Genomic DNA, 20,360 nt, shown 5'->3' on the forward strand with positions numbered 1-20,360 from the left:
GCCATGTCCGGGCTTTCGCGGGAGGGGCGTGCGCGCCGCGCTCAATCCACCAGCGCCGGAGGATGGGGACGGCTGGAGCCGAGGCGGCGCGGCAGCACCGCCGAGATGCGCGCGGCGAGCGCCTTCCAGGGCGCGAAGTCGTTCAGCCGCGAGTTCTCGAACCAGCCGATGAGCGCCGCCGCCATGAACGGCAGGCTCTGCACCATGAGGGCGACGCCGTAGAGGTTGATCTCGCGGATATGGCGCCAGTCGTTCTTGGTCAGCGCCACGCCGGGCAGGTTGTTGAGCACGATGAGCGCGATGCCCGCCAGCAGCAGCAGGCCGCCGAGGGTTGCCTCCGGCAGGGCGGGGAAGTGGCGGGCCGCGCCGGCGAGCCAGTTCTGGCCCTTGGCGGTGCGGGCGAAGGCGAGGTCCTTGTAGCGGAACCCGTCCAGCACCGCCTTGGCCACCGTGTACTGCACCGCGCTTGCCGCCACCGCCGCGCCGAGCATGCGCAGCGGGGTCGTCTCCACCCGCAGCCGGTAGAGGCTGACGAAGTGCATGAGATAGACCAGGAAGGTCATCAGGATCGGCAGGGTCAGCACGTAGGCCGGCACCGAGACGCCGAACAGCAGCACGAAGGGCACGAAGGCGAGGGAGGCCACCGCCATGAGGGCGCCCACCGATTCCGAGCCGAGCCAGGAGATCCAGCCCAGCACGAAGTGGCGCTTCTGGGCGGTCGTCAGGCGCGAGCGGCCGGGCAGGAAGCGCCGCCAGTGCTTCTTGATGATCTGGAAGCCGCCATAGGCCCAGCGATGGCGCTGCTTCTTGAAGGCCTCGAAATTGTCGGGCAGCAGGCCATAGCCGTAGCGCTTGCGGGTGTAGTGGGTCTTCCAGCCGTTCTCGGCGATGGAAAGGCCGAGGTCGGTGTCCTCGCAGATGGTGTCGGACGACCAGTTGCCGGCCTCCACCATGGCGGCGCGGCGGATGAGGCACATGGTGCCGTGCACCACGATGGCGTCATCCTCGTTGCGCTGCACCATGCCGATGTCGAAGAAGCCGGCGTACTCGGCGTTCATCGCCTCGTGCAGCGGGCTGCGGTCGGCGTCGCGATGGTCCTGCGGCGCCTGGACGAGGCCGACGGTCGGGTCCTCGAACACGGGCACGAGGTCCTTCAGCCAGTCGGGCGTCACCACATAGTCGGCATCGATGACGCCGATGATCTCGGCATCGGCAGCGGTGTGTTCCAGCGCGATGCGCAGGGCGCCGGCCTTGAAGCCCGCGACCTTCTCCGCATTGATGAACTTGATGCGGTCGCCGAGCTTGGCGCAGTGCGCGCGCACCGGCTCCACCATCGCCGGGTCGGGCGTGTTGTTGACGATGATGATGGCTTCGAAGTTCGGATATTCGAGCTTCGCCAGCGCATCGATGGTCTCGATCAGCATCTCCGGCGGCTCGCGGTAGGCGGGTACGTGGATGGAGACCTTGGGGAAGCGCGAGGGTGCTCCGGGCTTCAGCGACTCCACCAGCCGGTGCGGTCCGTTGCCGAAGGCGATGGCGGCCATCTCCTCCACCCGGTAGAGTAGCACGAACACCAGGGGCACCAGCATCACCACGCTGAGGGCGAGGGTGACGTAGTCGCCGCCGGTGACGTAGTGGTTCATCCAGTAGTCCACCACCGTGGCGAGCCACGCGGCCACGCCGTTGGCGGTGCCGGCGAGCACGAGGCCCTGCGACATGGTCAGCTCGCGCATGCGCAGCAGCGGCAGGGTGAACAGCACGCCGAGCAGCAGCGCCATGAGCATGGTCTGGGTGTAGGTGTGCTCGTAGATGGGGCCGGTGAGCGGGAATTTCAGGTTCCGGTCGGCATCGAACACGCCCCAGTACTGGCCCACCGAGCCTTCGTTCTGTTTCTTGGGCAGGTCGAACGCCTCAATGATATTGTACTCGATGCCGAGCGCGTCCGCGCGGGCCGCGAACTCGCGGATGATCTTGGCCTGCTCGATGGGGTCGGGCACGCTGGCGCCGCGGTTGAAGCCGTGGGACGGCCAGCCGAACTCGCCGATGACGATGCGCTTGCCGGGATAGGCCGCGCGCAGGCGGTTGTAGGCGTTGATGGTGTAGTCCACCACCTGGTCCGCCGGCACGTCCTCCCAATAGGGCAGGATGTGGGCGAGGATGAAGTCCGCGGAGGCGGCGACCTCCGGGTGGTCGAGCCAGGTGTTCCAGATTTCGCCGGTGGTCACCGGCACGTTCACCTGCCGCTTCACGTCGCGGATGAGGCCGGCGAGCTCGGCGTCGTCCATGTCGCCGCGCAGCAGGGTCTCGTTGCCCACCACCACCGCCTGGACGTTGCGGTTCTTGCGCGCCACCTCGACGAGGCCGGCGATCTCGCGGTCGTTCCCGGCCTTCGCCTTCTCGATGACCTCGCCGGTGTCCTTGTCCTTGTCGCGGTTCAGCCACGCGCCGGCGGTGACCCTGATGCCCTGCTCGCCGGCGATGGGCGCGATCAGTTCCTTGCCGTTCGTGGAGGAATAGGTGCGCACGCCGCGCGTGTAGGGCGCGACCACCTGGACGTCCGCGCGGATCTGGTCCGCGTTGGTCGGCGCCTCACCCTCGGGGCTCATGTTCCGGCTGAAGGGGGCGAACGACAGGCTCTGGAAGCGATCCGTGATGTTCGGAGCGCTTACCTCGGGACGCAGGGAAATCCACATCACGGCGTGGATCGATGTCACAACCGCAATGACCGCCGCCGCAGCGGCAAGACCGGGACGCATGGCGATGCCCACCCAAATCCGGGATATCTCGAACCCCGAGCGCCGACGGGCGGCGGAGGGTTCTGGAAGACCAAAGACAAGGGGGCATCCTTTCGACCTGCCCCACGGTCGGCATCGCGACGGGGGCCGGCCCTTGCGTCAGACGCGGGCTTGCCCTTTTACGTTGCAATGCGACGAGACACTAACATGCTCAGCTTTGGAGATAAATCCTGATCGTGGCGGTCATGGGACGTGGCTGCGTCAGCCCCATGACCCCGCGATGATCTTATTGTTGCGCCGGAGCTGTCGTGGCCGACGGCGGCGCGGCGATGTAGTCGGGGTTCACCCAGCACTGGTGGGCGCGCGCATCCACCCGCTCGCGGGCCTTGGGGTCGAGCTTGCCCTGCCGCACGAGGCAGCGGAAGGACAGCTTCAGGTGCTCGGTGGGGCAGCCGAAGCGCTCGTAGATCTCGAGCTGGCGGCGCGCGGTATCGATGTCGTCGTTCCAGAGCAGTGCGGCAATGCGCCGCCCCGTCCAGACGCATTCCGGCAAGCCGGCCGTACCGGGCAGCTTGGCGGCCTCGTTGAACTCCTCCACCGAGCGGCGCTGCGCCTCGATGGCGGCTTTCTGCTCGGGGGTGAGCTGCGGCTCCTGGGCCGCCGGCTTCTGCTCGGGAGGCGCGGAGGACTGGGCCGCAGCCGGCACGAGCCCCGCGCCTATGCTGCACGCGAGGGCGAGGGCGCCCGCCAGGGCCTTGATCTTGTAGCGTTGCATGAGGGCCATGATCTTCAGAAGGTATGCACGGAGCGATCCGCGGCGACACGTTAGGGGAAGGCGGTGATTTTGTCAGCATGACGGCACGGCGGTGCCGGGCACTCCTTCCTGGGTCTCGCGCGTCCGGGCTTCACACCGCCCCCGCGAAGCTTTATTTGCCGCGGGTCGTTGCATCCGCCGATCCGGCGCCCGCCGGAGTTCTGCCCTGGAGTCCTGATGTCCCGATCCGCGCGGCTGCCGCTCGCCCTCGCGTTCATCGTCGCAGCCCTCGTCAGCATTTTGTGGGGATGGCTCGGTCAGCCGGTGGCCATGCCGCCCTCGCCCCTTGCGCCAGGGGAAAAGCTGCCCTGCGTCTCTTACGCGCCGTTCCGCGACGGCCAGTCGCCGTTCGAGAAGGGGCTCTCGATTCCCGAGGCGCAGATCGAGGAGGATTTCGCCCACCTCGCGAAGATCACGGGCTGCGTGCGTACCTATTCCATCGAGATGGGGCTCGACAAGGCGCCGGCCATCGCGCGCAAGCACGGCCTCACCATGCTGCTCGGCATCTGGCTGGGGCCGGACGTGGACCGCAACCGGGTGGAGCTCGACACGGGCGTGCGTCTCGCACAGGAAAATCCGGACGTGGTTAAGGCCGTGGTGGTGGGCAACGAGGTGCTGCTGCGGGGCGAGATGTCGGCCACCGACCTCGCCTCCACCCTGCGCTGGGTGAAGTCCCAGGTGGGCGGCGTGCCCGTCACCTATGCCGACGTGTGGGAGTTCTGGGAGCGCAACAAGGGCCTGACCGAGAACGTGGATTTCGTCACCATCCACATCCTGCCCTACTGGGAGGACCTGCCGGTCTCCGCCGCCGAGGCCGGGCCGCACGTGGACGAGATCCGCCAGAAGATGGCCGAGGAGTTTCCCGGCAAGGAGATCCTGATCGGCGAGACCGGCTGGCCCAGCTCCGGCCGCATGCGCGAGGAGGCCCTGCCTTCTCCCTCGAACCAGGCGCGGGTGATGCACGACGTGGTCGCCCTCGCCAAGAAGCGCGGCTACCGGGTGAACGTCATCGAGGCGTTCGACCAGCCCTGGAAGCGCCGCAGCGAGGGCACGGTGGGCGGTCACTGGGGCCTGATCGACGCCTCGACCCGCACCCCCAAGTTCGAGTGGGGCAAGCCGGTGGAGGATTTCCCCGGCTGGCGGATGCACATCGCGGTCGGGCTCGTGGCCGTGGCCGTGGCCTTCGGCGCCGCCTGGCGCGCGGGGCGCGGGCGGGAGGTCACGCCGGCCGAGTGGGGCGCGGTGTCGCTGGTGGCCCTCGCCGGCGGGGCGACGCTGGGTGCCGCCATTTCGGCACTGCCGCTGGAGAGCCTCGGCGTGGTGGGCTGGCTGCGCAACGGGCTGCTGCTGGCGGTGTCCGCCGCCTGCGTGGTGGTGATGCCCGCGGCCATCGGCGCCGGGCAGGGGCTCGCCCCGTTCTCGGTGGCGCTCGACGGGCGGCTGCGCGCGCGCTCAGGCGCCATGGCGGTCGCCGCCGCTCTGATGCTGGTGCTGGGCGTCACGGCCGTGGGCACGGTGGCGTTCGAGCTGGTGTTCGACCCGCGCTACAAGGATTTCCCGGTGTTCGCGCTGACCGGCATCGTCGCCGCGCTGTTCGCGCCGCTGCTGGTGCGGCGGGCCGATCGCGAGGGCTCGGGCCTGGGCGAGACGGTGGCGGCGTGGGGGATGCTGATCGGCGGCCTCTATGTGCCGCTCAACGAAAGCTTCACCAACTGGCAGGCGGCCTGGTTCGGCGCGCTCTGCCTGGTGCTGGCCTTCACGCTGTGGCGGGTCCAGGCCGTGCAAAGGAAAGGATGAGCACCATCGCCGCCAGGGCGCCGGCGATCTCGTTGTGGAACACCAGCGCGAAGGCGCTGAACACCATCGTCATGGCGAAGGCGGCGAGGGAGGGCGCCACCAGCTGGATCAGCGCTCCGGCGAGGGCCAGCACCCCGAACACGTTCCACAGGGAGAGCGTGAGCACCGCCGCGCGGCCGTAGCAGCCCATGCTCTCCAGCCCCGCCTCGCAGGCAAGGCCCACCAGCGCCGGCTCCACCACCATGTAGCGCATGTACAGCGCCCAGCCCACCGCGCCCATGCCGAGGGGAATCAGCCAGTTGAGGCTCTTGGGGCCGGGGCGGAACAGGGGCCGTTCGGCATAGGGGAGGTCGGGCATGGCGGAGGGTCCGGAAGATCAGCTTCGGCGGCCCGCTTTAAGAGCTGCGGCCGGTGACGTCCAGAGGAAAGGGGGGCCGCGCCGCCCTTCCCGTGGCGCGGAAGGCGCGATAAGGGACAGCGCGCAAGGAGAGAGCCTCATGAGTGAACGGAACCTGCTCGTGGTGGTGCTGGCCGCCGGTGAGGGCACGCGCATGGCCTCGCGCCTGCCCAAGGTGCTGCACAAGATCGCCGGCCGCACCATGCTCCACCATGTGCTGGAGGCGACGCGCGCCGCCGGCGCCACCCGCACCGCCGTGGTGGTGGGCCCCGACCGCGACGACGTGGCCGACGAGGCGCGCCGCGTGACGCCCGAGGCGCAGGTGTTCGTGCAGCGCGAGCGGCTGGGGACCGCCCACGCCGTGCTCGCCGCCCGCGCCGCCATCGCGCAGGGCGCCGACGACATCCTGGTGCTCTATGCCGATACCCCCCTGATCCGCCCCGAGACGCTGTCGCGGCTCAGGGCGCCGCTGGCCGAGGGGGCGGCGGTGGCGGTGCTGGGCTTCCGGCCGGAGGACCCCACGGGCTATGGCCGCCTGCTGACCGAAGGCGACGCCCTCCTCGCCATCCGAGAGGAAAAGGATGCGAGCGCCGCGGAGAAGGCGGTGGGCTTCTGCAATGCCGGGCTCATGGCCCTTTCCGGTGCCAGGGCGCTCGCCTTGCTGGAGCGCATCGGCAACGCCAACGCCAAGGGCGAATACTATCTCACCGACGCGGTGGAGCTCGCCCGCGCCGACGGCCTCGGCGCCGTGGCGGCGGAGGCCGACACGGAGGAGGTGGCCGGCGTCAACAGCCGCATCCAGCTCGCCGAGGCGGAGGCTATCCTGCAACGGCGCCTGCGCCGCGCCGCCATGGCGAAGGGCGCGACCCTGGTGGCGCCCGAGACGGTGTTCCTCTCGGCGGATACCGTGCTCGGCCGCGACGTGGTGGTGGAGCCGAACGTGGTGTTCGGCCCCGGCGTCACCGTGGGCGACGACGTGACCATCCACGCCTTCAGCCACCTGGAGGGCGCGGTGGTGGAGGCGGGGGCGAGCATCGGCCCGTTCGCGCGGCTGCGGCCGGGCACGCGGCTCGAAAGCGGGGTGCGCATCGGCAATTTCGTGGAAACCAAGGCGGCCCATGTGGAAAGGGGCGCCAAGATCAACCACCTCTCCTATGTCGGCGACGCCCATGTGGGCGCGAACGCCAACCTCGGTGCCGGCACCATCACCTGCAATTACGACGGCTTCGGCAAGTACCGCACGGAGATCGGCGCGGATGCCTTCATCGGCGTCAACTCGGCCCTGGTGGCGCCGGTGACCATCGGCAAGGGCGCCTTCGTGGGCACCGGCGCGGTGGTGACCGAGGACGTGCCGGAGGATGCGCTGGCGCTCGCGCGCAGCCGGCAGGTGGTGAAGGCCGGCTGGGCCCGCGCCTTCCGCGCCCGCAAGGCGGCCGAGAAGGAATAGAGCGTTTTCGAGTGAGGTGGGCACCGGTTCGCGTGAAGGCAGCGCGTCAACTCGAGAAGCTCGAGCGTTTCGCCGCTTCCATGAAACGGGCAGGCTCTCCAGGCGCCGCCCCCGCCGCCATAAGGCTGCCGGGATAGGAACCGAAAGCTGAAGTGATTCCGCTCCCGCCGCCGTGGCGGGGTAGGAAATGATTCAGTCCCGCCGCGCACCCTGATTCGCTTCCGGGCGCATCGTGGCGCAACGCAACATGGAGCTTCAGTGCATGTGTGGCATCGTCGGCATCCTCGGTAAGGGCCCGGTCGCGGATCACATTCAGGAAGCCCTGCGGCGGCTGGAATACCGGGGGTACGATTCGGCGGGGATCGCGACCCTGGAGCAGGGCCGCCTGGAGGTCTGCCGGGCCGAGGGCAAGCTGCGCCACCTGGAGCACAAGCTCGACCGGCATCCCCTCGGCGGCCATATCGGCATCGGCCACACCCGCTGGGCCACCCACGGCAAGCCGTCCGAGCGCAACGCCCACCCCCACGCCACCAAGCGCGTGGCGGTGGTGCACAACGGCATCATCGAGAACTTCCGCGAGCTGAAGCAGGACCTCACCGAGCTCGGCGTGTCCTTCCGCAGCGACACCGACACCGAGGTGGTGGCCCAGCTGGTGGATCGCGAGCTGCTCGCCGGCCGCGATCCGGTGGCGGCGGTGGGGGCGGTCCTGCCGCGCCTCAGGGGCGCGTTCGCGCTCGCCTTCCTGTTCGACGGACACGACGACCTGCTGATCGCGGCGCGGCGCGGCTCGCCCCTGGCCATCGGCTACGGGCACGGGGAGATGTTCCTGGGCTCGGACGCCATCGCCCTCGGCGCCCTCACCGATCGCATCGCCTATCTGGAGGAGGGCGACTGGGCCGTGCTCACCCGCGAGGGCGTCACCATCCGCGACGAGGACGGCGCGGTGGTGGAGCGGGCGGTGCAGCGGGTGCCGGCCGGCGCGCTCCTGGTGGACAAGGGCAACCACCGCCACTTCATGGCGAAGGAGATCTACGAGCAGCCGGAGGTCATCTCCCACACCTTCGGCCACTATCTCGACCTCGCCGCCGAGCGCATCGCGGTGCCGGAGCTGCCGTTCGATCCCAAGGAGGTGCGCCACATCTCCATCACCGCGTGCGGCACCGCGCTCTATGCCGGCGCGGTGGCGGAATACTGGATCGAGCAGTTCGCGCGCATTCCCGTCTCCACCGACATCGCCTCCGAGTTCCGCTACCGCGAGACGCCGCTGGAGCCGGGCGGGGTCACCATCGTCATCTCCCAGTCGGGCGAGACCGCCGATACGCTCGCCTCCCTGCGCTACGCCAAGGCGTGCGGGCAGAAGGTGGTGGCGGTGGTGAACGTGCCCACCTCCACCATCGCGCGGGAGGCGGACATGGTTCTGCCCACCCTGGCGGGGCCGGAGATCGGCGTCGCCTCCACCAAGGCCTTCACCTGCCAGCTCGCGACCCTGGCGTGCCTCGCCGTGGCCTTCGGCCGCGCCTCCGGCCGGCTGGCGGAGGATGACGAGCGCCGGCTGGTCCGCGCCTTCATGGAGGTGCCGCGCCTGATGACGGAGGCGCTGAAGCTCGCCCCCGACATCGAGGTGCTGGCCCGCACCCTCGCCAAGGCGCGCGACGTGCTCTACCTCGGCCGCGGCCCCAACTATCCGCTGGCGCTGGAAGGCGCGCTGAAGCTGAAGGAAATCTCCTACATCCACGCCGAGGGTTACGCCGCCGGCGAGCTGAAGCACGGCCCCATCGCCCTCATCGACGAGAAGATGCCGGTGGTGGTCATCGCCCCCCATGACCGCATATTCGAGAAGACCGTCTCCAACATGGAGGAGGTGGCGGCGCGCGGCGGCAGGATCATCCTGGTGACCGACCCCAGGGGCGCGGAGGCCGCCCATGTGGAGGCGGCGCAGAAGCTCATCCTGCCGGAGATGCCGCCCGCCGTGTGCCCGATGGTCTATGCCATTCCCGCGCAGCTCATCGCCTACCACACCGCCGTCATCATGGGCACGGACGTGGACCAGCCGCGCAACCTCGCCAAGTCGGTGACGGTGGAGTGAGGGGCTGACGGTGTTCCCAGGCTGCAGCGCGCCGTTCTGTCAGGGCGGCGCGCGCGATGACATAGTGGATGGCTGCGGTTGCGCTTGCCCTCGCGGGGGCGCGGCTGCTGCGCCGCTCACCTCGTGCTCCGCGCGGAACGGAGGGCGTCGAAAGGGGAAGGTCGCGGCGGATGCAGTCGGCAGGGTTCGCGCTGGTGATGAACATGGCGGTCGCCCTGCTGTTCGCGGCGAGCTATGTGGCCATCGCCTTGCTCAATCGCGGCAATCGCGCGCCGATCTGGTTCGCGGCCAGCTATGGCGTGGGCATGTTCACGCCCCTGGCGCAACTGGGGCTCGCCTATAGCGGCTGGACCCGCCCGTTCGCATCCCTGGTGTTTTTCAGCTTTGCCACCGGCCTGCTGCTGATGGTGCCGGCGCTGGCGGTGTTCTATCGCCGCCGCCCGCCCTGGGCCGTGGTGGGGGCCGTTGCGGTCTATGCGCTGGCGGTCATGCCGATCCTGTCGCTGCTGCGCCGCAACAGCCTAGCCTATGAGCTGCTCTATCAATCCCCCTTCTTCCTGGCGATGGGCGGCTGCGTGTGGGTGATCCTCAAGTGGAGCTCCCGGCGCGCCGGCGATTTCCTTCTCGCCGGCATGTTCGCGTTGCTGGCCCTGCACTTTCCGGCCAAGGCGGTGGTGGCGACCTATGTGGGAACCGGCAATGGAGCGACGGGCTACATCAACTCCACCTACGCCCTGATTTCCCAGGTCAGTTCCGGCATCCTGCTGGTGGCCACCGGGCTGGTGCTGCTCATCAAGGCCCTGCAGACGGTGATCGTGGAAAAGCAGGCCGACGCGGAGACCGACCCCCTTTCCGGCGTGGCCAACCGGCGCGGCTTCGATCTGCGGGCGGAGCGCATGTTGGCCGAGGCGGCGCCGCAGCGGCGCCCGTTGTCGCTGCTGCTGCTCGACCTCGACCACTTCAAGGCCGTCAACGACACCCATGGCCATGCGGTGGGTGATGCGGTGATCCGGGCGTTCGGGGAGATGGTGCTGCGGACGGTGCCGCAGTCGGCGCTCGCAGCGCGCATAGGGGGCGAGGAATTCGCGGTGCTGCTGGACCACACCGCCCTCAACGCCGCCCGCCTGCACGCAGAGATGCTGCGCTTGGCGACGGCGACCTGCGGCGACCATGGCTTGCCGCCGGTCACGGTGAGCATCGGCGTCGCGGAGCTCGCCTGGCCCTATGATGTCGAGGATGCGATCGCCCGTGCGGACGCCGCGCTTTATGCGGCCAAGGACGAGGGACGCGATCGTGTCGTCTGCGCCGCGCCTCGCCGGTCCGGCGCGGCCTGAGGCGGTGGCGCTCAGTTGGGCCGGGTGACGATGAATACGGTGAGCAGGGCGAACAGCGCCGCCAGGAAGATGAGCACCGGCTGCGGCGCCCCGAAATACCACGCGCCGGTGAAGGAGCCGACGAAGCTCGTGAGAGCGAACCCCTTGGCCACCAGCGGAATGGCCCCCGTCTCCTGCCAGCGGCGGACGCTCGGGCCGAGGTAGCGGTGGTTGAGAAGCCACGCCTCGATGCGCGGCGAGGAGCGGGTGAAGCACCAGGCGGCGAGGATGAGGAACACCGTGCCCGGCATCATGGGCACCACCATGCCGATGCACCCGATCGCCAGGAACACCACGCCGGCACCGAACAGTACCCGCCGGTAAAGCTCCGCCCGCAGAGCGCGAGCATCCATGCGCCGGCGCCGCGCCGCCCGTGCGCCGGCATCATTCGCCGCGCCGCGGGGGAAGCCCTGGTCCGGGCCGTGGTCCGGGGAAGCGGAAGGCGGACGGGAGGGGGCGATCATGGCGCGACCATGCCGTCTCCTCCACCGGACGGCAAGGGGGAAGGCGGGCGCGCACCCTTGGGGCCGGGGCGGTGCGCCGGCATCATCCCGCAGAAAGCAGGCGCACCGCGGCATCGCGCTCGTGCAGGTAGAGCAGGGTGTGCAGCGCCTGCGCTCCCGGCCCCGCAAGATCCGGATCGGCGCGGACCATGGCCGCCGCCGCGGTGCGGGCCGCCTCCATCTCCGGCCCGTGGAACTCCATGCGGGCGATGCGGAAGCCCGGCATGCCGCTCTGGCGCGTGCCCAGCACGTCGCCCTCGCCGCGCAGGCGCAGGTCCTCTTCCGCCAGCCGAAAGCCGTCCTGGCTCTCGCGCAGCACGGAAAGGCGCGCCTTGGCGGTCTCGCTCAGCGGGCCGCGATAGAGCAGCAGGCAGGTGGAGGCCTTCTCCCCGCGCCCCACCCGGCCGCGAAGCTGGTGAAGCTGGGCGAGGCCGAAGCGCTCGGCGTGCTCGATCACCATCAAGGTGGCGTTGGGCACGTTCACCCCCACCTCGATGACAGTGGTGGAGACCAGAAGCCGCGTCTCCCCGGCGGCGAAGCGCGCCATGGCGGCATCCTTCGCCGTGCCGGACATGCGCCCGTGCACCACGTCCACCCGGCCGCCGAAATGCGCCTTCAGATCCTCGAACCGCTCGGTGACGGAGGTGAGCTCGCTCGCCTCGCTCTCCTCCACCAGGGGGCAGATCCAATAGGCCTGTGCGCCCTGGGCGAGGGCGCGGCCCACGGCCGCCACCACCTCGTCGAGCCGCTCCATGGGCAGGGCGCGGGTATCCACCTCCTGCCGGCCGGGCGGCTTCTCCCGCAGCTCGCAGGAGTCCATGTCGCCGAACAGGGTCAGCACCAGGGTGCGGGGAATGGGGGTGGCGGTCATCACCAGCATATCCACGCCGTGCCCCTTGCGGGCCAGGGTCAGGCGCTGCTCCACCCCGAATCGATGCTGCTCGTCCACCACGGCGAGGGCGAGGTCGCGGAAGACCACGTCCTCCTGGATCAGGGCATGGGTGCCGATGAGGAGCTGCGTGCGCCCTTCCGCGAGGTCGGCGAGCAGGGCGGCGCGGGCCTTGCCCTTCTCCCGCCCCGTCAGCACCGCCACCCGAATGCCCGCGGCCTCGGCCAGGGGCGCGATGGTTTCGAGGTGCTGGCGGGCGAGGATCTCGGTGGGCGCCATGAGCGCCGCCTGCCGCCCAGCCTCGATGGCGGTAGCGGCGGCGAGCAGGGCCACCACCGTCTTGCCAGAGCCCACATCGCCCTGCAGCAGCCGCAGCATGCGCGTCTCGGCCGCGAGGTCGGCCCGGATGGCGGAAAGCGCCTGCTGCTGCGCGCCGGTAAGGGCGAAGGGCAGGGCGCCGAGGATGCGCCGCGAGAGGTCGCCGTCCCCCACCGTCGCGCGCCCGCCGGCCCTCTCCTCCCGCGCGCGGACCAGGGCGAGGGTGAGCTGGTGGGCGAACAGCTCGTCGAAGGCGAGCCGCCGCCAGGGGGCGCCGGTGGGCACAGCCTCCTCCGGCGTCGCCGGGCGGTGGAGCCGCAGCAGCGCCTCGCGGAAGGCGGGCCAGCGGCCGGCGGGGGCGGCGCCCTCCGGAATCCATTCGGCGAGCTCCGGCACCCGGCCGAGGGCGGCCTCCATGGCGCGGCGCAGGTAGCCGGCCGCAAGGCCCTCCACCAGCGGATACACCTGCTCCACCGGCGGCAGGCGGGCGAGGCCCGCCGCATCCAGCACCCGCTCGGGGTGGGTCATCTGGCGCATGCCGTCATAGAGCGAGACGCGGCCGCACAGCCAGCGGGTCGCGCCCACGGGCAGCATGTGCTCCAGCCGGGCGCGATCCATCTTGAAATGGGCCACGACGAGGCTGCCGCTGGCATCGGAAACATAGGTGCGGTGCGGGGCCCGGCTGCCTTCGGGCGGGTGCTGGTGGCCATCCACCTGCACTTCGAGGGTCACATCCGCTTCCGGAATGGCCTCGGCGATGGTGGGGCGGGCCCGCCGGTCCACGAAATGGGACGGCATGTGCAGCAGAAGGTCCAGCACCCGCGGCGTTTCCCGCCCCAGAAGGCGCGCGAACGGGCGCAACAGCTTCGGTCCGATGCCGGGAAGGCTGTCGAGCGGAGAAAAAACTGGATCGAGCGAAGCCGGGCGCATGGGGCAGGGGAGGGGTGGCTGGTTTCTTAAAGTAGCATGCGAACTTAAAGTTAAAGTTCAACTTGAGATATGGCCAAATTTCCTGTTCCTTCAATGGGTCATCGGAGGGGGTTGAGGCAGATGATCAGCGGGGCCGACAGTGAGGGCGAGAAGGCCGAGCGGATGGCTTTCATCCTGGCCCTGCGCCAGCACGGCATCCGCGACGTGGCGGTGCTGCGCGCCATGGAGCTGGTGCCGCGCCCTTTGTTCGTGGACCCGCATTTGCGCGCCCATGCCTATGACGATGTCTCGCTGCCCATTCCCTGCGGGCAGACCATGTCCCAGCCGAGCCTCGTCGCCGCCATGACCGAGGCTCTGGGCGTCACCGCAGAGCATGCGGTGCTGGAGGTGGGGACCGGCTCGGGCTACCAGGCGGCGGTGCTCGCCCATCTGGCGGCGCGGGTGGTGACGGTGGACCGCTACCGCACGCTCATCTCCGAAGCCGTGGCGCGCTATGAGGTGCTGGGGCTGCGCAACCTCACGGCCTATGTGGGCGACGGCATCCAGGGCATGGCCTCGCGCGCGCCGTTCGATCGCATCATGGTGACCGCCTGCGCGCGCGAGATTCCGCCCGCGCTGCTCGACCAGCTCAAGTTCGGCGGCGTCATCATCATGCCCATCGGCAAGGGAGACGAGGTGCAGATGCTGGTGCGCGTGGTGAAGGAGCACTCCGGCAACCAGGTGCGGGAGCTGATGCCGGCACGCTTCCTGCCGCTCATTCCGGGCACTGCGGCCACACTTTAGAAGAATCGTGCGCGCGTGGGTGGAAAGCCGGCGGGGGCCGATTGCGCAGGCGCCCGCGCTCACCTATCCACAGTGGGACATTGGACGTGGGGTGAGACGTTGCGAATCCTGGCTGCGCTTCGGTGGCGCGATGTCGTGTCGTTCCTGGTGGTCGCCTTCGTGGTCGCGGCATGCGGCGGGCGTCCCACGGGGGCGCTGATTCCGGTGCCCAACGAGGTGCCCGGCACCTCGCACGTCAACATGGCCGTCGCGACCGTGCGTGCGCGCACCGACGGGCCGGACATTTACACCGGTGAGCGCGGGGCCAAGCCCACCTTCATGGAGATCGACGTCTCCATTCCGCCCGACAGCGCCCGCGCCCCGGGCGACGTGCAGTGGCCGAAGACCGTGCCCGGCAACCCGGCCACCGATTTCGTCACGACCCGGGTCGAGGACCTCACGCAGGATCAGGCCATCAAGTGGTTCAACGTCCGCATCAAGCGCACGCCCGGCCGGCAGGCGCTGGTGTTCGTGCACGGCTACAACCAGCGCTTCGACGACGCGGTGTTCCGCTTCGCCCAGATCATCCACGATTCGGGAGCGGACGTGGCGCCGGTGCTGTTCACGTGGCCCTCGCGCGGCAGCCTGCTTGCCTACGGCTACGACCGCGAGAGCACCTCTTATTCGCGCGATGCCCTGGAGCGCCTGCTCACGTTCATGGCGAAGGACCCCAACGTGGGCGAGATCTCCATCCTCGCGCATTCCATGGGCAATGTGGTGACGCTGGAGGCCCTCAGGCAGATGGCCATCCGCAACGGCCGCATCCTGCCCAAGATCAAGAACGTGATGCTGGCGGCGCCCGACGTGGATTCGGATGTGTTCCGCGGCATCTTCAGCGAGCTCGGCGAGCCGCGGCCCAATTTCACGCTCTTCGTCTCCCAGGACGACAAGGCGCTGGCGGTGTCGAAGCGGGTGTGGGGCGACGTGCCGCGCATCGGCCAGGTGGATCCCACCCAGGAGCCCTACCGCACCGAGTTCGAGAAGAACAACATCACCGTGCTCGACCTGACCAAGCTGAAGACCGATGACCCGCTGAACCACGGCAAGTTCGCGGCGAGCCCGGAGGTGGTGCAGTCCATCGGCGCCCGCCTCGCCCAGGGTCAGACCATGACCGATTCCCGTGTCGGCGTGGGCGAGCGAATCGTGCAGTTCTCGGCCGATGCCGCCTCCACCGTGGGTACCGCGGCGGGCCTCGTCATCGCCGCTCCGGTGGCGGTGGTGGACCCCAACACCCGCGACAATTACGCGACTCAGATGCATCAGCTCGGCTCGAGCATCTCCGACACCGCCTCCTCGGGCGCCGACGCGGTTTCGGTGCCGGGCGCGAAATAGGCGCGCGCCGGGCGCCCCCGCGCCAGGGGTTTCGGGGGAACCCGGAGCCTTCGGCGGCGGCGTCCGCGCATTCCGCTGGGTCATATTGGCCACTGAAATTCAGGACGCGTTTGCAAACCACCGGGCGGTGGGTATAGTCCGCCCGCTTCGCCGCCACCGGCATTGCATGGGCTCCGTCCGGCGGGCATCGCTCCCCGGCAGGTCCCGACCTTCCGATCCCCAGACGAACGAGGACGCAAATGTTCATCACGCCTGCTTTCGCCCAGGGCGCTCCGGCTGCCGGCGGCGGGGCCGACATGCTCATTCAGCTCGCCCCGTTCCTGCTGATCTTCGTGGTCATGTACTTCCTGATCCTGCGCCCCCAGCAGAAGCGGGCCAAGGCGCACCAGGAGATGGTGACCGCGCTCCGCCGCGGCGACGTGGTGGTCACCGCCGGCGGCCTCGTCGGCAAGGTCTCGCGCGTGGTGGACGAGAACGAGATCGAGCTGCAGGTCGCAGACAACGTGCGCGTCCGCCAGATGCGCTCCCAGATCGCCACCGTCCGCTCCAAGGGCGAGCCGGCGAAGGACGAGCCGGCGGCCTCCTGATTCCATAGATCGCGCGATATGCTGCATTTCTCCCGACTCAAGACGGCGGCGATCCTCGTCACGGTCGCCCTCGGCATTCTGTTCGCGCTGCCAAACGTGCTGCCGCAGAGCGTGCGCGCGCACCTGCCCACCTGGCTGGCGTCGAGCCGCGTGACGCTCGGCCTCGACCTGCAGGGCGGCTCCCACATCCTTCTGGAGGTGGACGGCGCGGCGCTGCGCAAGGAACGCGCCGAGCAGATGCGTGACGAGGTGCGGCGTGTGCTGCGCGATCAGAAGATCGGCTACAGCAACCTCGCCGTTCGAGACACCACTATCACCCTGCGCCTGCGCGACCCCGCGGACATGGACAAGGCCCTCGTCGAGCTGCGCAAGCTCGCCGCGCCCGTCACCAATGCCATGTTCGGCAGCTCCAGCAGCGAGATGGATCTCACCGTCTCCTCCGGCGCCGAAGGGGCCATCACGCTGCAGCTTACCCAGGCCGGGCTCGACGCGCGCATGCGCTCGGCGGTGGACCAGTCCATCGAGATCATCCGCCGTCGTATCGACCAGCTCGGAACGGTGGAGCCGAACATCCAGCGCCAGGGCCTCACCCGCATCCTGGTGCAGGTGCCCGGCCTGCAGGACCCCCAGCGCCTGAAGGCGCTTCTGGGCCAGACCGCCAAGCTTTCGTTCCGCATGGTGGATCAGTCCGTCTCGCCCGAGCAGGCGCTCGAGGGCCGCGCGCCGCCGGATTCCGATGTGCTCTACGGCCAGGACGGCCGGCCCTATCTCGTCGAGAAGCAGGTCCGCGTCTCCGGCGAGGATCTGGTGGACGCCCAGCCGGGCTTCGATCCCCAGTCCCGCGAGCCCATCGTCTCCTTCCGCTTCAATTCCAACGGCGCCCGGCGCTTCGCCGCCACCACCCAGGATGCGGTGGGCCGGCCCTTCGCCATCGTGCTCGACAACCAGGTGATCTCGGCCCCCGTGATCCGCGAGCCCATCCTCGGCGGTTCGGGCCAGATCTCCGGCTCCTTCACGGTGCAGCAGGCCAATGATCTCGCCATCCTGCTGCGGGCCGGCGCGCTGCCGGCGCCCTTGAAGGTGGTGGAGGAGCGCACCGTGGGCCCGAGCCTCGGCGCCGATTCCATCGAGTCCGGCAAGGTGGCCGCCTATGTGGCCGCAGGTCTCGTGGCCGTCTTCATGATCGCGGTCTACGGCCTGTTCGGCGTGTTCGCACTGATCGCTCTGGCCGTTCATGTCACCCTCATGTTCGCGCTCCAGTCCCTGCTCGGGGCCACGCTGACCCTGCCGGGCATCGCCGGCGTCGTGCTCACCATCGGCATGGCGGTGGATTCCAACGTCGTGATCTTCGAGCGCATCCGCGACGAAGCGCGCGAGGGGCGGGCCGCCATTTCCGCCATCGACAAGGGATTCGTGAACGCGCTCGGCACCATCCTCGACGCCAACGTCACTTCGCTCGCCACAGCCGCCATACTGTTCCTCATGGGCGGGTCGGGTCCGGTGCGCGGCTTCGCCGTCACCTACATCCTCGGCCTTCTCACCACCATGTTCACGGCCTACACCCTCACCCGCCTGATGATCGCATGGTGGGTGAAGTGGCAGCGCCCGGCGAAGCTGCCCATTTGAAGGTGCGCCGCCCATGCCTTTGATCGACTATATCCCGGCGCACACCCATATCGGGTTCATGAAGCTGCGCCGCTTCAGCTTCCCCTTCTCGGCGGCCATGTCCCTGTTCGCCGTGGTCCTGTTCGTGACCGTGGGGTTCAACCTTGGCATCGACTTCCGCGGCGGCACGCTGATCGAGGCGCAGACCTCGCAGTCCGCGGCGGATGTCGGCGCCCTGCGCGAGCACCTGATCGACATCGAGATCGGCGATGTTCAGATCCAGGAGTTCGGTTCCCCGCGGGACGTGCTGATCCGCCTCGGCCATGTGGGCGAGAACGAGCAGGCGCAGCAGGCCATCGTCAACGACGTCAAGAACGCGCTTGGGCCGGACTACACGATCCGCCGCGTGGAGACGGTGGGGCCGAGCGTCTCGGGCGAGCTGGTGCGCCAGTCCATCCTCGCCATGGTGCTGGGCGCGGCGGCGGTGCTCGCCTATCTCTGGTTCCGCTTCGAGTGGCAGTTCGCGGTGGGCGCCATCGTGACGACGATGCACGACATCTTCGTCACGCTGATGATCTATTCGCTGCTGGGGATCGATTTCGATCTCACGTCCATTGCGGCCATCCTCACCATCATGGGCTATTCGCTCAACGACACGGTGGTGGTGTATGACCGCATCCGCGAGATGCTGCGGCGCTACAAGAAAATGCCGCTGCCGGAACTGCTGGATACGGCGGTGAACGCGACCTTCTCGCGCACGATCATCGTGTCCACCACCACCTTCTTCGCGACGCTCGCCCTGTACTTCTTTGGCGGCGAGGTGCTGCGCGGCTTCTCCCTGGCCATGACGGTGGGTGTGGTGATCGGCACCTATTCCACCATCTGCGTCGCCGCGCCCATCCTCATCCACCTGGGCCTGCGGGCGAGCACGGTGGAGCCGAAGGAGGAGGCGAAGCCTGCCGCTGTCGCCGGCCCGCTGGAGCCGGAGGATGTGCTCGACGTGGAAGAGGCGGCCGAGTTCATCGAGGCGGAGGAGACTGCGGAGGGCAAGTCCGCCCCGGTGCCGGCGAAAGCTCCGGGCCAGGCCTCCGGCAAGCCGGGTGGCAGGGCTGGCAAGGGCGGCGGCGCCAAGAGCGGTCCAAAGGGCGGCAGGCGGCGCGGCTAAGCCGCACCGCCGCGTTCACCGGGCCATGGCGGCTCGGCGCGGCGGGTGCGCGCCGGGTCAATCGGGAGCTGAGCCATGAGCGTGCGGCCGGATGAGCCCTTTCTCCCGCGGCAGGTGCCCATAGACGGATATGGGGCGAACTTCTTTCATTTCGCAGGTATGTCCCATTCCGGTTCGCTGTTGGCGCTGCCCTCCGGGCTGCGGCCTTGGGCGGCGAAGACCTGGGGAGAACTGGATGCAGCGGCGTTCGCGCCCATCCTCGCGGAGGCGGGCGCCTTCGAGCTGCTCTTTATCGGCACCGGCCGCGACCCTGCCCATTTGAGAGAGTCATTGAAGCAGCTCCTGCGCGACGCGGGCCTGCGCTTCGAGCTGATGCCCACGGGCGCGGCGGCGTCCACCTACAATGTCCTCCTGGAAGAGGGGCGGCCGGTGGGTGCGGCGCTGATCGCACTGTAGCGGCCAGCGCTTCCGGTGCACCGGGCGGCGGGCTCTCTGGCCGGCTTCGGAAAGCTGCAGCTGGTGCGTGGCGCTTCGGCGCAACGGCGAGGTCATCTGGAAGGGCGCGTCTCCGCCGGCTTCGAGCTGTTCCATTCGCCCTTGGCGGCGGACTGTCTCTCGGCGTATCCAACGGCGATGTCTGCCGAAGCCTCATCCGCCGGCCGCCTCGACGCGGCCTATGCCCACTGCGCCGATCTGGTGCGTGCCCAGGATCGCGACCGGTTCCTGGCCGCCCTGTTCGCGCCGGAGCCGGTGCGCCGGCATCTGCTCGCCCTCTACGCCTTCAATCTCGATGTGGCGCGGGTGCGCGAGCTGGTGCGCGAGCCACTGCCGGGCGAGGTACGTCTCGCCTGGTGGCGCGAGACCATCGCGGGCGAGGGGCGCGGCGCGGTGGAGGCCCACCCCGTAGCCCACGCGCTGCTCGATACGGTTTCGCGCTTCGGCCTGCCGACAGCGAGCCTCATCAATCTCATCGATGCGCGTATCTTCGATCTCTACGACGATCCCATGCCAAGCCTCACCGACCTGGAGGGCTATGCGGGCGAGACGGCGGGGGCGTTGCTTCAGCTTTCCGCCATGATGCTCGCGCCCGGTGCGGCTGGCGCGGCGGCGGAAGCCTCGGGGCACGGCGGGGTCGCCGTCGCGTTCACCGGGCTGATGCGCGCCTTTCCCATCCATGCGGGCCGGGGCCAGTGCTTCCTGCCCCTTGATCTCCTCGTGCGTCACGGGCTTGATCGGGAGGCGGTTCTGGGCGCGCGGGATTTGCAGCGGCTGCGGCATGTGCTTGCCGACCTGCGCGCGGAGGCAGGGCGCCATCTGGCCCTCGCCGGCGGCGCGCTCGCGGGGCTGTCACCCGTCGCGCGCAAGGCGCTCGCCGCGCCCTACTTACCGCTGGCTCTGGTGCCGGGGGACCTGAAGGCGCTGGGGCGGGTGCGCGACCCGTTCCGTGAGATCGCAGGCCTCGCGCCCCTTTGGCGAACCTTCGCCCTGTGGCGGGCAGCGCGGCGGGCGGCCGCAGGCAAAAGCTGGGTGAAGGGCGCGTGACAAAAAGGCGGGTGCCCC

Annotated in this window: 16 protein-coding genes; 11 read left to right on the top strand and 5 right to left on the bottom strand. The window is 69.4% G+C overall.

Going from position 1 to position 20,360, the window contains the following annotated elements; genetic code table 11:
* Window positions 1-41: 41 nt before the first annotated feature.
* Together V5F75_RS10770 and V5F75_RS10775 are read right to left on the bottom strand one after the other, a co-directional pair.
* A complete protein-coding gene (locus V5F75_RS10770) occupies window positions 42-2,693 on the bottom strand; it encodes a glycosyltransferase (protein WP_394036226.1) in 2,652 nt (883 codons plus the stop codon).
* Between the two features lie 328 nt (window positions 2,694-3,021).
* Complete coding sequence (locus V5F75_RS10775; RefSeq protein ID WP_394036135.1) at window positions 3,022-3,519, bottom strand: hypothetical protein; 498 nt, start codon at window positions 3,517-3,519, stop codon at window positions 3,022-3,024.
* A gap of 207 nt (window positions 3,520-3,726) precedes the next feature.
* On the opposite strand from V5F75_RS10775, the gene V5F75_RS10780 reads away from it, so the two are divergent.
* A complete protein-coding gene (locus V5F75_RS10780; protein ID WP_394036137.1) occupies window positions 3,727-5,346 on the top strand; it encodes a glycoside hydrolase family 17 protein in 1,620 nt (539 codons plus the stop codon).
* Here V5F75_RS10780 and V5F75_RS10785 read toward each other — a convergent pair.
* Window positions 5,306-5,704 carry a hypothetical protein gene (locus V5F75_RS10785; RefSeq protein WP_394036139.1) on the bottom strand — a complete coding sequence of 133 codons (399 nt, stop codon included), beginning with the start codon at window positions 5,702-5,704 and terminating at the stop codon, window positions 5,306-5,308. The genes V5F75_RS10780 and V5F75_RS10785 overlap by 41 nt on opposite strands.
* A gap of 139 nt (window positions 5,705-5,843) precedes the next feature.
* On the opposite strand from V5F75_RS10785, the gene glmU reads away from it, so the two are divergent.
* The 3 genes from glmU to V5F75_RS10800 all read left to right on the top strand — a co-directional run bounded on the left by glmU (window position 5,844) and on the right by V5F75_RS10800 (window position 10,610).
* Window positions 5,844-7,190, top strand: a complete 1,347-nt coding sequence (gene glmU / locus V5F75_RS10790) for a bifunctional UDP-N-acetylglucosamine diphosphorylase/glucosamine-1-phosphate N-acetyltransferase GlmU (RefSeq protein WP_394036141.1) — start codon at window positions 5,844-5,846, stop codon at window positions 7,188-7,190.
* A gap of 262 nt (window positions 7,191-7,452) precedes the next feature.
* The gene (gene glmS, locus V5F75_RS10795; protein ID WP_394036143.1) at window positions 7,453-9,276 is read left to right on the top strand and encodes a glutamine--fructose-6-phosphate transaminase (isomerizing); all 1,824 of its coding nucleotides are present in this window, start codon (window positions 7,453-7,455) and stop codon (window positions 9,274-9,276) included.
* 170 nt (window positions 9,277-9,446) lie between these two features.
* Complete coding sequence (locus tag V5F75_RS10800) at window positions 9,447-10,610, top strand: GGDEF domain-containing protein (protein WP_394036145.1); 1,164 nt, start codon at window positions 9,447-9,449, stop codon at window positions 10,608-10,610.
* A gap of 11 nt (window positions 10,611-10,621) precedes the next feature.
* Here V5F75_RS10800 and V5F75_RS10805 read toward each other — a convergent pair whose 3' ends face one another.
* Together V5F75_RS10805 and recG are read right to left on the bottom strand one after the other, a co-directional pair.
* Window positions 10,622-11,002 (bottom strand): YbaN family protein, encoded by a 381-nt coding sequence (locus V5F75_RS10805; protein WP_394036147.1) that lies wholly within the window; start codon window positions 11,000-11,002, stop codon window positions 10,622-10,624.
* Window positions 11,003-11,195: 193 nt separating this feature from the next.
* A complete protein-coding gene (recG, locus tag V5F75_RS10810) occupies window positions 11,196-13,289 on the bottom strand; it encodes an ATP-dependent DNA helicase RecG (RefSeq protein WP_394036149.1) in 2,094 nt (697 codons plus the stop codon).
* A 162-nt stretch (window positions 13,290-13,451) separates the two neighbouring features.
* Between recG and V5F75_RS10815 the strand changes: the two genes are divergently transcribed.
* From V5F75_RS10815 to V5F75_RS10845, 7 genes are all read left to right on the top strand, one after another.
* The gene (locus tag V5F75_RS10815) at window positions 13,452-14,072 is read left to right on the top strand and encodes a protein-L-isoaspartate(D-aspartate) O-methyltransferase (protein WP_509212057.1); all 621 of its coding nucleotides are present in this window, start codon (window positions 13,452-13,454) and stop codon (window positions 14,070-14,072) included.
* 135 nt (window positions 14,073-14,207) lie between these two features.
* Window positions 14,208-15,443 carry an alpha/beta hydrolase gene (locus V5F75_RS10820; protein WP_394036153.1) on the top strand — a complete coding sequence of 412 codons (1,236 nt, stop codon included), beginning with the start codon at window positions 14,208-14,210 and terminating at the stop codon, window positions 15,441-15,443.
* A 239-nt stretch (window positions 15,444-15,682) separates the two neighbouring features.
* Complete coding sequence (gene yajC, locus V5F75_RS10825; protein ID WP_393987266.1) at window positions 15,683-16,030, top strand: preprotein translocase subunit YajC; 348 nt, start codon at window positions 15,683-15,685, stop codon at window positions 16,028-16,030.
* Window positions 16,031-16,048: 18 nt separating this feature from the next.
* Complete coding sequence (gene secD, locus V5F75_RS10830) at window positions 16,049-17,656, top strand: protein translocase subunit SecD (RefSeq protein ID WP_394036155.1); 1,608 nt, start codon at window positions 16,049-16,051, stop codon at window positions 17,654-17,656.
* A 13-nt stretch (window positions 17,657-17,669) separates the two neighbouring features.
* On the top strand, window positions 17,670-18,800 hold the full coding sequence (secF, locus tag V5F75_RS10835) for a protein translocase subunit SecF (protein ID WP_394036157.1): 1,131 nt from the start codon (window positions 17,670-17,672) through the stop codon (window positions 18,798-18,800).
* Between the two features lie 75 nt (window positions 18,801-18,875).
* The gene (locus V5F75_RS10840; RefSeq protein ID WP_394036159.1) at window positions 18,876-19,256 is read left to right on the top strand and encodes an Mth938-like domain-containing protein; all 381 of its coding nucleotides are present in this window, start codon (window positions 18,876-18,878) and stop codon (window positions 19,254-19,256) included.
* A 177-nt stretch (window positions 19,257-19,433) separates the two neighbouring features.
* Complete coding sequence (locus tag V5F75_RS10845) at window positions 19,434-20,342, top strand: phytoene/squalene synthase family protein (protein WP_394036161.1); 909 nt, start codon at window positions 19,434-19,436, stop codon at window positions 20,340-20,342.
* Window positions 20,343-20,360: the final 18 nt, after the last annotated feature.

Origin of the sequence: Xanthobacter albus (genome assembly GCF_043194895.2) — a bacterium.
GTDB lineage: Bacteria > Pseudomonadota > Alphaproteobacteria > Rhizobiales > Xanthobacteraceae > Xanthobacter.

Bases quoted from the DNA above. Each gene is read 5' to 3' on its own strand.
- glmS (WP_394036143.1), top strand. From the start codon at position 7,453: ATGTGTGGCATCGTCGGCATCCTCGGTAAGGGCCCGGTCGCGGATCAC.
- yajC (WP_393987266.1), top strand. From the start codon at position 15,683: ATGTTCATCACGCCTGCTTTCGCCCAGGGCGCTCCGGCTGCCGGCGGC.
- recG (WP_394036149.1), bottom strand. From the start codon at position 13,289: ATGCGCCCGGCTTCGCTCGATCCAGTTTTTTCTCCGCTCGACAGCCTT.
- V5F75_RS10775 (WP_394036135.1), bottom strand. From the start codon at position 3,519: ATGGCCCTCATGCAACGCTACAAGATCAAGGCCCTGGCGGGCGCCCTC.
- V5F75_RS10805 (WP_394036147.1), bottom strand. From the start codon at position 11,002: ATGGATGCTCGCGCTCTGCGGGCGGAGCTTTACCGGCGGGTACTGTTC.
- V5F75_RS10815 (WP_509212057.1), top strand. From the start codon at position 13,452: ATGGCTTTCATCCTGGCCCTGCGCCAGCACGGCATCCGCGACGTGGCG.
- V5F75_RS10780 (WP_394036137.1), top strand. From the start codon at position 3,727: ATGTCCCGATCCGCGCGGCTGCCGCTCGCCCTCGCGTTCATCGTCGCA.
- V5F75_RS10845 (WP_394036161.1), top strand. From the start codon at position 19,434: ATGTCTGCCGAAGCCTCATCCGCCGGCCGCCTCGACGCGGCCTATGCC.
- V5F75_RS10840 (WP_394036159.1), top strand. From the start codon at position 18,876: ATGAGCGTGCGGCCGGATGAGCCCTTTCTCCCGCGGCAGGTGCCCATA.
- V5F75_RS10785 (WP_394036139.1), bottom strand. From the start codon at position 5,704: ATGCCCGACCTCCCCTATGCCGAACGGCCCCTGTTCCGCCCCGGCCCC.
- V5F75_RS10770 (WP_394036226.1), bottom strand. From the start codon at position 2,693: ATGTGGATTTCCCTGCGTCCCGAGGTAAGCGCTCCGAACATCACGGAT.
- secF (WP_394036157.1), top strand. From the start codon at position 17,670: ATGCCTTTGATCGACTATATCCCGGCGCACACCCATATCGGGTTCATG.
- secD (WP_394036155.1), top strand. From the start codon at position 16,049: ATGCTGCATTTCTCCCGACTCAAGACGGCGGCGATCCTCGTCACGGTC.
- glmU (WP_394036141.1), top strand. From the start codon at position 5,844: ATGAGTGAACGGAACCTGCTCGTGGTGGTGCTGGCCGCCGGTGAGGGC.
- V5F75_RS10800 (WP_394036145.1), top strand. From the start codon at position 9,447: ATGCAGTCGGCAGGGTTCGCGCTGGTGATGAACATGGCGGTCGCCCTG.